Raw genomic sequence first — 13,363 nt, forward strand, 5'->3', positions numbered from 1 at the left:
AAGGGAGGGGTTTTGGTTAGGCTTAGCTAAGCAAGCCGCCGTTCCTGAGCGTAGAGGTGCGAATCAGCGCGCGTCAAGTTTTAGGATAGCCTTGCCTAATGCGTCGCGTTCTCGCTCTCTTCTTCGTCGCCGCTCTTGCCGTCGGACTCACCGCGTGCGCAGAGCCGGGAGCCACCGCCGCACCGCCAGCCGCTGTGGACGCCACCTGCCCACAGGCCTCCGCCTCACTCGCCTCGCTCGATCTGATCGACGATGTGCGCGGCCACACAGGGCCGTCCACCGCCTGCCTCTCGAGCCATGCGATCGAGCCCGTCGACGACGACACCGCGCCGAAGCTGCCCGTGGCAGTGACCGACAGTGAAGGCCACGAGGTCGAGATCACCGACGTCGACCGCATCCTCCCGATCGACATCTCGGGCACTATCGCATCGACCGTCTTCGCTCTGGGACTCGGCGACCAGGTCGTCGGCCGCGACGCCTCCACGGTCTTCGCCGGGACCGAAGACCTCCCGGTCGTCACCAAGACCGGCCACACGCTCAACGCCGAGGCGATTCTCGAACTGGCCCCCACCGTGGTGCTCACCGACACCACGATCGGCCCGAAAGAGGTCCGTCAGCAGTTGCGCGACGCCGGGATCGCCGTCGTCGTGATCTCCAGCGACCGGCGCCTCGACACCACCGACGAGCTGGTGACCGAGATCGCCACCGCGCTCGGCGTGCCCGGTCGGGGTGAAGCGCTCATCGCACGGCTCGACACCTCGGTCGACGAGACGCTCGCGGAGATCGCCGAGGTCGTGCCCGCCGCCGAAGCCGATCGCGCGCGGATGCTCTTCCTCTACGTGCGCGGCAGCGCCAACGTCTACTACATCTTCGGCGAGGACTCAGGCGCCGACTCGCTGATCGACGCGGTGGGCGGCGTCGATGTGGCGGCCGAGATCGGCTGGGAGGGCATGAAGCCGATGACCGCTGAGGCCCTCGTCGCCGCGCAGCCGGACGTGCTGGTGATGATGACCGATGGACTCGAATCCGTCGGCGGCATCGACGGTCTCATCGAGCGGGTCCCCGCCGTGGCCGAGACCCCCGCCGGAGCGAATCGTCGGGTGATCGACATGGCCGACAGCGAGATCCTCAGCTTCGGCCCGCGCACCGCCGACGTGATCGGCGCTCTGGCCCGCGCCCTGTACGCACCCGAGCCCGCGAAGTGACCGGCGAGGTCGTCACCCCGACACCGAGCAGGCACCGGGGCCTGCGCTTCGCGCTGGTGACGGTCGGCCTGATCGTCGCGCTCGTGACCACCTGCATCGTGTCGATCACGAGCGGACAGTACGACCTCTCCCCCACCTCCCTCATCGGGGTGCTGCTGCACGGCGTCGGTATCGACACGGGCTGGGCACCCGCGGCATCCACCGACTACGGCGTGATCTTCAACCTGCGGATGCCGCGCATCGTGCTCGGGCTCCTCGTCGGCGCCGCCCTCGCCGTCTCCGGCGTGCTCATGCAGGCGATCTTCGGCAACCCGCTCGCGGATGCCGGTGTGGTCGGCGTCTCCTCGGGAGCAGCGCTCGGTGCAGCCGCGAGCATCACGTTCGGACTCGCCACCTTCGGGATGTGGACGACGCCGGCATTCGCGTTCATCGGCGGCCTGGTCGCGGTGTTCTCGGTGTACCTCATCAGTCGCTCGGGCGGCCGCACCGAAGTGGTGACTCTTCTCCTCACCGGCATCGCGATCAATGCGATCGCCGGCGCCGGCATGGCCTTCTTCACCTTCCTCGGCACCACATCGACCCGCGAGCAGATCGTGTTCTGGCAGCTGGGTTCGCTCAACGGCGCGCTGTGGTCGAACATCCAGCTGGTAGCACCCCTCGTGTTGATCGGCGTGGTCGTCGCCCTGATCGTCGCGCCCAGTCTCGACCTCTTCGCCCTGGGCGAGCGCACCGCACGACACCTCGGCATCAACGTCGAGCTGCTGCGGATCGTAGTCATCGTCACGGTCGCGCTGCTGGTGTGCGCGGCGGTCGCGTTCGCCGGGATCATCGGGTTCGCCGGGCTCGTCGTGCCGCACCTGATGCGCATGATGATCGGTCCCGCCCACCTGCCACTCGTGATCGCCTCGGCGCTCGGCGGCGCGCTGCTCATCGCCGTCGCCGACCTCGTCGCGCGCACCGCCGTCCCACTCGCCGACCTGCCGATCGGGATGATCACCTCGCTCGTGGGCGGGCCGTTCTTCCTGTGGCTGCTCGTGCGCACGCGCCGTCGTTTGGGAGGATGGGCATGACCGTGCGGCTCCGCGGCGCAGGGCTCACCGTGCGCGTCGGCGAAGGGCGCACGATCCTCGACGATGCCTCCATCGAGATCCACGAGGGAGAGATCCATGCCCTGGTCGGGCCCAACGGAGCGGGCAAGTCCACCCTGTTCGGGGTGCTCTCCGGCGACGTCGCCGCGCAGGCGGGAAAGGTCGAGCTCGACGGCCGGCCGATCGACCGCGTCAAGCCGCGCATTCTCGCCCAGCAGCGGGCTGTGCTGCTGCAGGAGAACACCGTCACGTTCCCGTTCAGCGCAGAGCAGGTCGTGCGCATGGGGCGGACTCCCTGGGCGCGCACCCCGGCGGCCGAGGACGACGACGAGCTGGTATCAGCGGCGATGGCCCAGACCGAGGTCACAGCGCTCAAGGCCCGCGCAGTTCCCTCGCTCTCCGGCGGCGAGCGCGCACGTGTCGCCCTGGCACGCGTGATCGCGCAGAGCACCGGCATCCTGCTGCTCGACGAGCCGACCGCGGCGCTCGACCTCAAGCATCATGAAGACGTCATGCGGCTGATCCGAGGGCGTGCGGATGCCGGGATCGCAGTGGCCATCGTGCTGCACGACCTCAATGCCGCGCTCGCGCACGCCGACCGAGTGACCCTGCTCGCCGATGGCAGGGTCGCGGCGACCGGCACCGCGGCGGACGTGCTGACGGCAGAGCGGATCGAGCAGGTCTACGGCCAGGCGGTCGATGTGTTCCCACACCCGGTGACGGGGATTCCTTTGGTGGTCGCCCGGCGCTGAACCAAGGGTCGGCGGAGGACTATGCGTCTCCGCGCAGCGAGCGGATCATGCTCCGCAGGTTGTGCAGGGCACCCGCCTGCTCTTCCTCGGTCATACCGGAGAGCATCCGGACCTCGACCGAGCGCACAGCGGTGGTCGCCGCCGAGAGACTCTGCCGGCCCCGGTCGGTGAGGCTGGCCGGAAGCGCCTTGCCGACCGGGGCGGCGGCGGGCCTGGTCACGAACCCGTCCCGCTCCAGCGCCTGCAGCAGCACGTTCATCGACTGCCGCGTGACGAATGCACCTCGCGCGAGCTCGGAGTTCGACAACCCGGGGCGCTGCGCGAGCAGCTCGAGGCAGGAGTAGTGAGTGATGGTCATGCCGAGCGGACGGAGCACCTCCTCCATCGCAGCGCGGAGCGCGCTGGACGCCTCCTTCAGCAGGTAGCCCAACGACGTGTCCAGGTCGATCCCGACTCGGTCTTGACTCATGTCAGTATTCTGACATACAGTTGCCCATATCAGAAAACTGACACCTACCGAAGGAACACCACATGCCCGTCACCGGCCCCGACTTCATCTCCCTCCAGGCACGCGACCTCGCCGCCTCCCAGTCTTTCTACGAGCAGTACCTCGGCCTCGTCCGCTCTCCGGCCGGCCCTCCGCACGCCGTCGTCTTCGAGACGACTCCGATCGCGTTCGCCCTCCGGGACATCGCCCCGGGCACCGACCTGACCGGCGTCGCCCAGCCCGGTATCGGCGCAGCGATCTGGCTTCACGCCACCGATGTCCAGGCCATCCACGATGCGCTCCTCGCCGACGGACACACCATCGTCGCGGACCCGATCGACGGGCCGTTCGGCCGCACCTTCACCTTCGCCGACCCCGACGGCTACCGGATCACCCTCCACGACCGCGCCTGACCTGGCGGCCCCTCCTCCGGGTCGGCCGCCCGCCCGCCGCTACGCTGGAGGATCGCCCACCGGAGGTCCGATATCAGAATGCCGTCTGCATCCGAACTGCTCGACATCGCCCTCTCCGCCGCAGCCGCCGGCGCCGCAGTGCTCGCCGAGGCCGCGCGCGAGCGCGACGCATCACCCGAGGCACTCGGCCTCCGCACGAAGGGTGCATCGGGTGACGTGGTCACCGAGATCGACCTGCGCGCCGAACGCGCGATCCGCGCGGTGCTCGCCGAGCACCGCCCCGACGACGAGGTATCGGGCGAGGAGTACGCGACCACCGGTACCGGCTCCGCGCTCCGCTGGTCGATCGACCCGCTCGACGGCACCTCGAACTTCGTGCGCGGATTGCCGCACTACGGGTCATCCGTCGCCGTGCAGGACGTACGCTCCGGTGCCTGGCTCGCCGGCGTCGTGCATGCCCCCGAACTCGATCACGTCTACTCCGCGGGCGCGGGGCTCGGCGCATACCGTGAGTCCCGCGGCATCCGACGACGGCTGCACGGGCCTGCGGTCGATGCCACCCCGGTGCTGCTCGCCGTCGGGTTCTCCTACGATCCCGAGCAGCGGGCCAGGCAGCTCACCGACCTCCCGGCGAGGATGTCGGCGTTCACGGATCTCCGCAGCATCGGGTCGGCCGCGCTCGGACTGTGCCTCGCGGCTGAGGGCAGCGTCGACGCCTTCATCGAGACCGACCTGTACGAGTTCGACTGGGCAGCGGGTGCGCTGATCGCCGAAGAGGCAGGGCTCATCGTGAAGCGTCCGGCGACGATGCGAGGCGGCATCGTCGCCCATCCACCGCACCTGCCGGTCGAGTAGGCATCCGACACCGGACGGAGGGCCGACCCGCCCCCGTACAATCGCGATGAAACGCGGAGCGCCAGGCACAGTCCTCGGCGCTGAGGTGAGGGAGGGTGAGGATGTTCGGTTCGAAGAAGAAGAAGCAGCGCCTCAACGATCTGATGGAACAGCTCAGGCCCGATCTGAGTCGGGAATCGCTCGGCGTCGGACCCGATTTCCCCGGCGTCGCCCCGAACCCGCTTCTGAGCGGTGAGGCACGCACTCGCACTGCGGAACTGCGCACGGGCGAGCTTGCGCTCGGCGTTCTCGTCGACTGGCGCGAGGTCAACAGCAACCCCCGTGTGGTCCTGCTCCTCGATGTGGAGACCGCCGACGGGATCTCGTTCCGCGGTATCGCAGACGAAGACCTCACGATCACCGAGCTCACCCGGCTCGCGCCAGGACAGACGATGCCCGTGCGCTACCGGCCGGCCGTCATGGACCACTACGTCGCCCTCGCCCGCGACGCGGACCCGGCCCGCGTGCAGCAACTCGCGGACGAGATCGCGCGACGCAGACGGGCCTGATCCGCAGACCCTAGGAGCCGGTCTGACCGGTGTCGTCCTGAACCCGCACGATCTCCTCGACGAGGCGCGCGACGGCGACCGAGCCGGGATCCGCGTGACCGACCGAGCGCTCCTGCTGCCAACCGGCACGACCGCGTCGCGACTGCCACCCGGTGCTCTCGGCGACCGCGGCGAGCGCTACCTGCGACACTTCGGCCGCCTCCGCTCCGGCCTCCAGCGCTTCGGCGATGGGCACGAGCACGTCGATCACGGTCTTGTCGCCCCGCACGGCCCCACCCTGCGCGGCGATCTTCGCCGCCACCGTCTGGACCACATCGACGAGGCCCGCCCGATCGACGTGCACACCCGGTGGCACCTCGTCGGACGCAGCGAGCAGACCGCTGCCGATCAGGGCCGCGAACGTCGAGGGGTTCGCTGCGGCGAATGCGTCACCCGCCGTGCGCAGGATGCTGCGCGCGTCGAGGCCATCCGGAAGTTGCCGCAGTGCATCCGCGACCGCCGCGCTGCCGACCGCGACCGTGACGCCGAGGTCTCCGTCGCCGAGTGCGGCATCCAGGGCGCGCAGCTCTTCGCGGTGCCGCTCCATCCGCGGCAGCACACTCAGGAGCAGGTCGCGCAGGTCGCTGCGGGATCCGGCCACCGTCGCCTCGACGATGACTGCATCTTCGTCCACGACCGCGCCTGCGGTGAACGTCTCCCCCACCGCAGCGGCGCCCTGACGGAAGAACGGCGACCCCGCCGGGTCGTGCAGCAGCTCCTCCAACTCATCATCGAGCTGCATGATCGACAGCGAGGCTCCGGCCATCTCCAAGCTCGTGACGTACTCGCCGATGAGTCGGTAGCCGATGGCGACCCCGGCGTCCGCGAGCGTGTGGTGCACTCGCCGGTAGATCACGTAGAGCTCTTCGAGGGGTGTCGAGCCCAGCCCGTTCACGAGCACGGCCACCCGGCGGCCCTCGGTCAGGTCGAGCTCCGTCCCGATCTCGGCCAGGAACCGATCCGTGATCGCATCCGCCGTCTCCAACGGGCCGCGGTGACTGCCGCGCTCTCCGTGGATGCCGACGCCGATCTCCATCTCGCCCGCATCGAGCGTGAAGGTCTCCTCACCCGCCGCCGGGAGCACGGTCGGCGACAGGCCGACGCCCATGGTGCGGGTCGCATCCGCCGCCTTGCGGGTCACGCGCTCGACCTCGTCGAGGGAGGCACCGCGATCGGCCATCGCCCCCGCGACCTTGTAGACGAGCACGAGCCCGGCGACACCGCGGCGCGAATCCGCACGGTCGCTCGGGGCGGACTGGATGTCGTCCGCACCCAGCACCGTGCGCACCTCGATGCCCTCCGCCCGGCAGCGCTCTGCCGCGATGTCGAAGTTCAGCACATCGCCACCGTAGTTGCCGTAGAGGTAGAGGAGTCCGGCGTCGGAGTGCACGGCCACGGATGCGGCATGGATCTGGGCGGAGCTCGGCGAGGAGAACACGTTGCCCACGGCGACCGCCGAGCACAGACCGCGACCGACGTAGCCGAGGAAGAACGGCAGGTGACCGGAGCCGCCGCCGGTCACGATGCCGACGCGCCCCGGTGCCGGAGCATCCGTCCGCGCCAGAGCGCGCCGGTCCGCGGTGACGGCCCGCAGCTCGTCGGGGTGGGCGAGGAGAATCCCCTCCAGCGTCTCGTCGACGAACGCCTGAGGGTCGTTGATGATCTTGCGCATGTCAGTGCTCCTGTCCGGAGAGGATCGGATCGTATGTCGTGCGGTCGATGAGTACCCGCCCGTCGGCCTCGAGCCTGCCGGAGGACCGCAGGTCCTTCACGATGTCCCAGTGGATGGCCGACTCGTTCTTGCCCCCGCACTGCGGGTACGAGCGGCCGAGCGCGATGTGCACCGTGCCGAGGATCTTCTCGTCGATCAGAAGATCGCCGGTCATCGTCTGCACATGCGGGTTGGTGCCGATGCCGAGCTCACCCACTCGGCGAGCGCCGTCTGCCTCGAGGATGCGCTCCACGAGGTCGAGGCCGCGGGTGGCAGACAACTTCTCCACCCGCCCAGCGACGAAGTCGAGTCGGAGGTCGGTGATGGTCGCGCCGCCGAACCAGAACGATCCGGGGAACGTGATGTGCCCCTCGACGCCGTCTTCCACCGGTGCGGTCGCGACCTCGCCGTCCGGCAGGTTCGCCTCCCCCGCGAACGGCACCCAGATGCGGCCGGCGCAGTTCAGGCGCAGATCGGTGTCGTCATCGAGGATGCGGACCATCGAGGTGCGGTTCAGCTCGGCGCACAGCCGGTCGAGGTGTGCGCGATGCGCTGTCCAGTCGGCGAGCGTGCCGGCGAAGAACTCCTGCTCCAGCTGCTCCCGGGGCACCCCGATGAGCGTCGCCCACTCGGGCGTGGGGATGCGCACGAGCGTCCACTTGGTGCCCTGCCACCGTGCGGTCGACACGAGGCCCTTGCCCTCGCGTTGCAGGCTGAGCCTGGCGCCGTCGATCTCGTCGGCCGGCGGCTCCATACCCCGGAACGAGACGTGCACGTCGGCCCATTCCATCGAGGCCAGCTCGAGCGGGGCCGCCTCACGCAGCAGGGCTTCGCTGGCATGCGTCAGAGCGAAGCGATCGTACTTCTCCTCGACGAGCAGCACCTGGGGCATCCCGCCACGGCGGTACACCTCTTCGACGAAGGCGTCGACCGCATCGAGCACCGAGGAGGTCGTCGCGAACACCGAGACCCTGGTCCCCTGCCCGACCTCGTTCACCTCAGCCAGATGCGAGGCCAGTTCCTGCCACCTGCTCATCAGTCCACCTCTCTCAGCGCGCGCAGTGCGCGGTATGTCTCCGGGAAACGTTCGTAGCTCGCCCGCAGCTGCCGGGCGGCATTCTCCTGCGGCGCGACCTCACCGGAGAAGGCGACCCAGCCCGCGGCCTGCCCCTCCGTCACGACACCGAGGCCGATCGCCGCGAGCATCGCATCGCCGTAGGCCGCACCGAGGGTCGCGGCGGTTCGCTGGTGAAGGCCCGTCAGGTCGCTGACCGTCTGCACCAGCACCTCGTTGTGCGTTCCGCCGCCGATCGCGACCACGCGCGGTTCGCCAGCACCGGCATCGAGCAGCGCAGAGACGGCGAGCGCGATCGACTGTCCGACCCCCTCGACCACCGCCCTGGCGAGATCTGCGCGACCGGTCGAGAGCGTGAGCCCACTGAAGGATGCCCGGGCGTCTGGGTCGTGCAACGGCGTGCGCTCCCCGCTGAAATGCGGCAGGTGCAGCACGCCGTTCGCACCGGGCGGGGCCGAGCGCACGAGCTCCATCAGCCGCCCGAACATCGCGGAGTCGCCATCACCGTGGTCGAGTCCGAGCAGGTCGGCGATCCACCTCGTCGCCGTGCCGGCGGTCGACGTTCCCGCGGCGAGCACGTAGCGCCCTTGCAGCGCGAATGGCGCGGCCCACAGCCGCGGATCCGCATGCGGCTCGTCGGTCACGCGGATGAAGTACCCGCTCGATCCGTACATGAGCATCAGGTCGTCGGTCGCCACGACCGAGGCACCGACCGCCTCGGCGACGGCATCCGTCGTGCCCACCAGCACCGGGGTGCCCTCGGGGATACCGGTCGCCATGGCCGCTTCGGCGGTGACCGTGCCGGCGACATCCGTCGACCACCCGAGCCGGGGCAGCGTCTCCGGGCGGATCAGGTCGTCGATCCCGTCGTGGTTCCAGTCGAGCCGAGCGAGGTCGTAGCAGGGGTGGAAGTACCCGGCCGTCGCGTGGTCGATCACGACGTCGCCGGTGAGGCGCGCGACCAGGTAGCTCTGACTCGTGAGGTACCACCGGGTGCGTGCGGCGACCGCGGGTTCGTTGCGCTCGATCCACAGGATCTTCGGGCCCGCAGACTGACTCGTCAGCGCATTTCCCGCCCGCCGGAAGATCTCCTCCCGCCCGAGCCGTGCATCGAGCAGATCGATCTCCTCCGTGGCCCTGGTGTCGACGCCGTAGAGGATGGCCGGGCGCAGCGGACGCAGCTCGGCATCGACCGGCAGCACGCACGGACCGATCGCACTGCACGCGACCGCGGCGATCACGGCATCCGGCATCGCCTTCCGCAGCGCCGAGGCCACCTCGACGACATCGTGCCACCACACGGCATCGGCATCCTGCTCGACCATGCCGGGCTCGGGTGTGCTGATGCCGTGCCGCGCACGCGCCTCGGCGTGCACGTGACCTGTGGCATCGACCAGCACGCCCTTGGTCTCGTAGGTTCCGACATCGATGCCGAGGAACAGTTCCATCAGGATGCCTTTCGGATGCGCGGGTCAGGCCCGGGGGATCTCGGCGAGCGCGATCGTCTCGGTCTGACTGCTGGGTGCGGGGCGCGGCCTTCGCCTGACCCTCACCTGATCGAACACCATCACCGCGATCAGGATCACCCCCTGCGCGATCGCGTACTCGTAGGCCGAGAGCCGGATCGCCGTGAAGCCGGACTGCACGACCTGCAGCACGAGCGTCGCGAGGACCACTCCGGTGATGGTCGCGAACCCACCGGTGGGGTTCGTGCCGCCGAGCACCGCGATCACGATCACGAGCAGCACGTACGACGTGCCGTAGTCGGCGCTCGCCGTCGGGTTGCGGGAGAGGAACACCAGCCCCGCGATCCCGCCGAGCACACCCGTCGTCACGTAGGTGCCGTAGAGCACGCTCGTGCTGCGGATGCCGGAGTACATCGCCGCCGTCGGGTTCGCCCCCTGCAGCTGTGTACGTCGTCCGAACGGCGTACGCGTGATCAGCACCCCGATCAGAACGGCGACCACGAGGAACTCGAGGAACAGAAGAGGGATGCCGCCGACCGTCGCCTGACCGACCGAGGAGAGCACCGCCGGGGCGCCGTAGAGCGTGGTGCCCCCGGTCCAGACGATCGCGATGCCGTTGAAGATCTGCATCGTGGCCAGCGTCGCGAGGATGGGTGTGATGCCTACCGTCGCGATCAGGAAGCCGTTGACGGCTCCCGCGAGCGCGCCGACCAGGACTCCGACCAAGGCGATGAGGCCACCCATCGACTCCGCGGTCGCCGGGTCACTGCTGGCGATCGCGGTGAACATCGTGCTGACAGTGATCGCCGAGAGGTTCGCGATCGCCACCAGCGACAGGTCGATCCCACCGGTGAGCATGGCGAGAGCCATGGCGATGGCGAGGATGCCGACTTCGGGCGATGCGACCATCATGTTCTGCAGGTTGATCGGATTGAGGAAGACCCTCGGGTTCAGGATCGCGAACAGTCCGAATGCGAGCGCGAACAGCACCAGCATCCGACCTACGCCGCGATTCACGTGGATACGGCCGAGCAGAGAACGCACCGACCGATCGACCTGGTCGTTCATCCGGGCGAACTGCCCGGGAGGGGTCGTCTGAGGCATTGTCACTCCTTCACCGTGTCGAGGACGAATGTCCGACGGGAGGCGCGGCGGGCCATGACGGCCTGGATCCCCACGCCGATCACCAGAAGGAACCCGACGGCGGCACGCTGCCAGGCCGTGGGCACGCCCATCAGGATGAGACTGTTGTTGATGATCTGGACCAGCAGCACGCCGAGCACGGTGCCGGTGACGGTGCCGCGACCGCCGAAGATCGAGGCCCCGCCGAGGACGACCGCGGCGATCACATCGAGCTCGGTGCCGACCAGGTCTTGCGGGTTGGCGCTGCGCCCGAGCACGACGTGGATGAGTCCGCCGATCGCGGCGACCGCCCCGACGAGCACGTAGAGCATGACCTGCAGGCGCACGACCGGGAAGCCGGCGCGTCGCGCCCCCTCCAGGTCGCCACCCATGGCGTAGATGCCGCGGCCGAACATCGTGCGGCGCAGCACGAACGCGGCACCGATCACGAGCAGCACGACCGGCACGATCAGCATCGGCAGGTAGGCGCGGGTCGATTCGATCGAGATCAGGTTCGCGGTCGACAGCCAGGAGATGCCGTCCGGCAGCTCGGCGATGTACTTGGAGCCGATGTAGGCGAGCAGCACCCCCTTGAAGATGCCCTGCGTCGCGAGCGTCACGATCAGGGTGGGGAGCCGGAACCGGGCGATCACGATGCCGTTGACGAACCCGAGGGCGCCGCCGATCACGATCGCGAAGGCGAGGATGCCGATCAGGCCGAAATCGAGCGGTCCTCCCTGAGCGAGCGACACCGTCGTGTACGCGGCGAAGATGCCGATCGCCGCGAACGATACATCGATGCCGCCGGAGATGATCACGAAGAGCACCGCGAGCGCGAAGACCATCGGGACCAGAGCCGATCGCAGGATCGAGAACAGCGTGTGCACGCTGAAGAACGCGGGATTCACGGCGCACATCACGATCACCAGGACGAGGATGATGCTCGCGAGCACCAGCTCGTTCGACATGCGTCCGATACGGGGAAGGCGGATGCGGGTGTCGGTGGCGCTCACGCGGCCATCACCTCCTGGATTCGGGGCGCGGCGATCTCATCGCCGGCCAGTCGCGAGACGATCTCGCCGCGGCGCACCACGAGCACGCGGTTGCAGAGCGAGACGAGTTCGGGCACGTCGTCGGAGATCATGATCACGCCCATCCCGTCGTTCGCTGCCTCGCGGAGGATCTGCAGGATCTCTTCCTTCGAACCCACGTCGACGCCGACCGTGGGTCCGTTCAGGATCAGCACCCGCGGCTTGGTCGCGAGCCACTTGGCCAGCACGACGCGCTGCGCGTTGCCGCCGGACAGCGATCGCACGGGAGCCTCGACGCTCGGCGCCTTGATGCGCAGGCGGGAGAAGAGACGGGAGATGGTTTCGGCGGTGCGCTTTCGACTCAGCAGCACCTTGCCGACCGCGTGCTCGCTGAGGGAGCCCGCGATGATGTTGTCGGAGATCGACTTGTCGAGGAACAGGCCCTGGGTGAGCCGATCTTCCGGCACATAGCCGATTCCCGCGTCGACGGATGCCCGGATGCTGCCCGGTCGCACGGCGCGACCACCGACGGTCACGGTTCCGGACTGCGGGGTGAGCAGGCCGAACAGCGCATCGGCGATCTCACCACGGCCCGAGCCGAGCAGCCCGGTGAGACCGAGGATCTCGCCCGGCTGCAGGTCGAAGGAGACATCGGTGAAGGCACCGGGAAGATCGAGGTGCTCCACACGCAGCAGCGGCTCAGCCTCCTCGTCGACCTCGACGACGACGCGCGAGTCATCCACCGCACGGCCGGTCATGGCGTGGGTGAGGGAGGCCACGTCGAACTCGGCGGCCGGACCGTTCGCGACCAGGCGCCCTGAGCGCAGCACCGTGATGTCCTGCGACACCTGCAGCACCTCGTCGAGCTTGTGGCTGACGAACACCAGGGCGACACCGCGCAGCTGCAGCCGCCGCACGAGCGCGAACAGCCGCTCGACCTCGGAGTGCGTGAGCGCGGTGGTCGGCTCGTCCATGAAGATGACCCGTGCGTCCTGCACGAGAGCCCGGCAGATCGCGGTGAGCTGCCGGTCGGCGACGGAGAGTCGTTCGACATCGGAGTCGAGGTCGAGGGTCAGGCCCAGCTCCTCGACGATGCGCTGCGCCTCGGGCCGCCGGTTCTTCGCGCTGTAGAGCTTGCGTCGCGCGGCGATCGCGGCCGGGAGCACGATGTTCTCCGCCACAGTCAGGTTGGGAAAGAGCGAGAAGTCCTGGTAGATGACCTGGATGCCGGCTCGAAGGGCCTGCGTCGGCGAGAGGTGTGTCAGGGGTTCACCGTCGAGCAGGATCTCGCCTGCTTCCGGCTTCTCGACCCCGCTGATGATCTTGATGAGAGTGGACTTGCCGCACCCGTTCTCGCCAGCCAGGCAGTGCACCCGTCCGGGGTAGAGGGTGATGCCGACGTCATCGAGGGCGACGACACCGCCGAACACCTTCCGCACCCCTCTGACCTCGAGAACGGGGCTGGCCTCGGGAGTGGGCTCGGCCTCGGGCGCCGGCTGCGCCTGTTCTGCGTTCATGTTCTTCCTCCGGGGCGGGGTCGCGCGGGGGCGACCCCGCCCTGAGTCGTGGCG

General features: G+C 69.0%; 13 protein-coding genes. 6 read left to right on the forward strand and 7 right to left on the reverse strand.

What is annotated here, in order from left to right; all coding sequences use genetic code 11:
• The first annotated feature begins 98 nt into the window (after window positions 1–98).
• Genes ACIQTX_RS18225 through ACIQTX_RS18235 form a run of 3 tightly spaced genes read left to right on the forward strand, consistent with a single transcriptional unit; the run spans window position 99 to window position 3,045 of the window.
• Entirely contained in the window at window positions 99–1,205 is a 1,107-nt protein-coding gene (locus tag ACIQTX_RS18225; RefSeq protein WP_402974883.1) for a hemin ABC transporter substrate-binding protein, read from the forward strand.
• The gene (locus tag ACIQTX_RS18230; RefSeq protein WP_402974886.1) at window positions 1,202–2,275 is read left to right on the forward strand and encodes a FecCD family ABC transporter permease; all 1,074 of its coding nucleotides are present in this window, start codon (window positions 1,202–1,204) and stop codon (window positions 2,273–2,275) included. The genes ACIQTX_RS18225 and ACIQTX_RS18230 overlap by 4 nt, the downstream gene beginning before the upstream one ends.
• Window positions 2,272–3,045 (forward strand): heme ABC transporter ATP-binding protein, encoded by a 774-nt coding sequence (locus ACIQTX_RS18235; RefSeq protein WP_402974888.1) that lies wholly within the window; start codon window positions 2,272–2,274, stop codon window positions 3,043–3,045. Before ACIQTX_RS18230 ends, ACIQTX_RS18235 begins: the two co-directional genes overlap by 4 nt.
• Window positions 3,046–3,064: 19 nt before the next feature.
• On the opposite strand, the gene ACIQTX_RS18240 is transcribed toward ACIQTX_RS18235, so the two are convergent.
• Window positions 3,065–3,514, reverse strand: coding sequence for a MarR family winged helix-turn-helix transcriptional regulator (locus ACIQTX_RS18240; protein WP_402974891.1), 450 nt, complete (start codon window positions 3,512–3,514; stop codon window positions 3,065–3,067).
• A gap of 62 nt (window positions 3,515–3,576) precedes the next feature.
• Between ACIQTX_RS18240 and ACIQTX_RS18245 the strand changes: the two genes are divergently transcribed.
• The 3 genes from ACIQTX_RS18245 (at window position 3,577) to ACIQTX_RS18255 (ending at window position 5,348) form a co-directional block, all read left to right on the forward strand.
• The gene (locus ACIQTX_RS18245) at window positions 3,577–3,945 is read left to right on the forward strand and encodes a VOC family protein (protein WP_402974894.1); all 369 of its coding nucleotides are present in this window, start codon (window positions 3,577–3,579) and stop codon (window positions 3,943–3,945) included.
• 78 nt (window positions 3,946–4,023) lie between these two features.
• Window positions 4,024–4,800, forward strand: coding sequence for an inositol monophosphatase family protein (locus ACIQTX_RS18250; RefSeq protein ID WP_402974897.1), 777 nt, complete (start codon window positions 4,024–4,026; stop codon window positions 4,798–4,800).
• Between the two features lie 101 nt (window positions 4,801–4,901).
• Window positions 4,902–5,348 (forward strand): hypothetical protein, encoded by a 447-nt coding sequence (locus ACIQTX_RS18255; RefSeq protein WP_402974900.1) that lies wholly within the window; start codon window positions 4,902–4,904, stop codon window positions 5,346–5,348.
• Window positions 5,349–5,358: 10 nt separating this feature from the next.
• Here ACIQTX_RS18255 and ACIQTX_RS18260 read toward each other — a convergent pair whose 3' ends face one another.
• From ACIQTX_RS18260 to ACIQTX_RS18285, 6 genes are read right to left on the reverse strand one after another with little or no spacing between them, the layout of a single operon-like run.
• Complete coding sequence (locus ACIQTX_RS18260) at window positions 5,359–7,059, reverse strand: dihydroxyacetone kinase family protein (protein WP_402974902.1); 1,701 nt, start codon at window positions 7,057–7,059, stop codon at window positions 5,359–5,361.
• Window position 7,060: 1 nt separating this feature from the next.
• Complete coding sequence (locus ACIQTX_RS18265) at window positions 7,061–8,134, reverse strand: aminopeptidase (RefSeq protein WP_402974904.1); 1,074 nt, start codon at window positions 8,132–8,134, stop codon at window positions 7,061–7,063.
• On the reverse strand, window positions 8,134–9,621 hold the full coding sequence (locus tag ACIQTX_RS18270; protein ID WP_402974906.1) for an FGGY-family carbohydrate kinase: 1,488 nt from the start codon (window positions 9,619–9,621) through the stop codon (window positions 8,134–8,136). Before ACIQTX_RS18270 ends, ACIQTX_RS18265 begins: the two co-directional genes overlap by 1 nt.
• Window positions 9,622–9,645: 24 nt before the next feature.
• A complete protein-coding gene (locus tag ACIQTX_RS18275; RefSeq protein WP_258131448.1) occupies window positions 9,646–10,743 on the reverse strand; it encodes an ABC transporter permease in 1,098 nt (365 codons plus the stop codon).
• Between the two features lie 2 nt (window positions 10,744–10,745).
• The gene (locus ACIQTX_RS18280) at window positions 10,746–11,774 is read right to left on the reverse strand and encodes an ABC transporter permease (RefSeq protein ID WP_402974909.1); all 1,029 of its coding nucleotides are present in this window, start codon (window positions 11,772–11,774) and stop codon (window positions 10,746–10,748) included.
• Window positions 11,771–13,309 (reverse strand): sugar ABC transporter ATP-binding protein, encoded by a 1,539-nt coding sequence (locus ACIQTX_RS18285; RefSeq protein ID WP_402974912.1) that lies wholly within the window; start codon window positions 13,307–13,309, stop codon window positions 11,771–11,773. The genes ACIQTX_RS18280 and ACIQTX_RS18285 overlap by 4 nt, the downstream gene beginning before the upstream one ends.
• Window positions 13,310–13,363: the final 54 nt, after the last annotated feature.

The organism is Microbacterium sp. NPDC090281 (genome assembly GCF_044769635.1).
Taxonomy (GTDB): Bacteria; Actinomycetota; Actinomycetes; order Actinomycetales; family Microbacteriaceae; genus Microbacterium.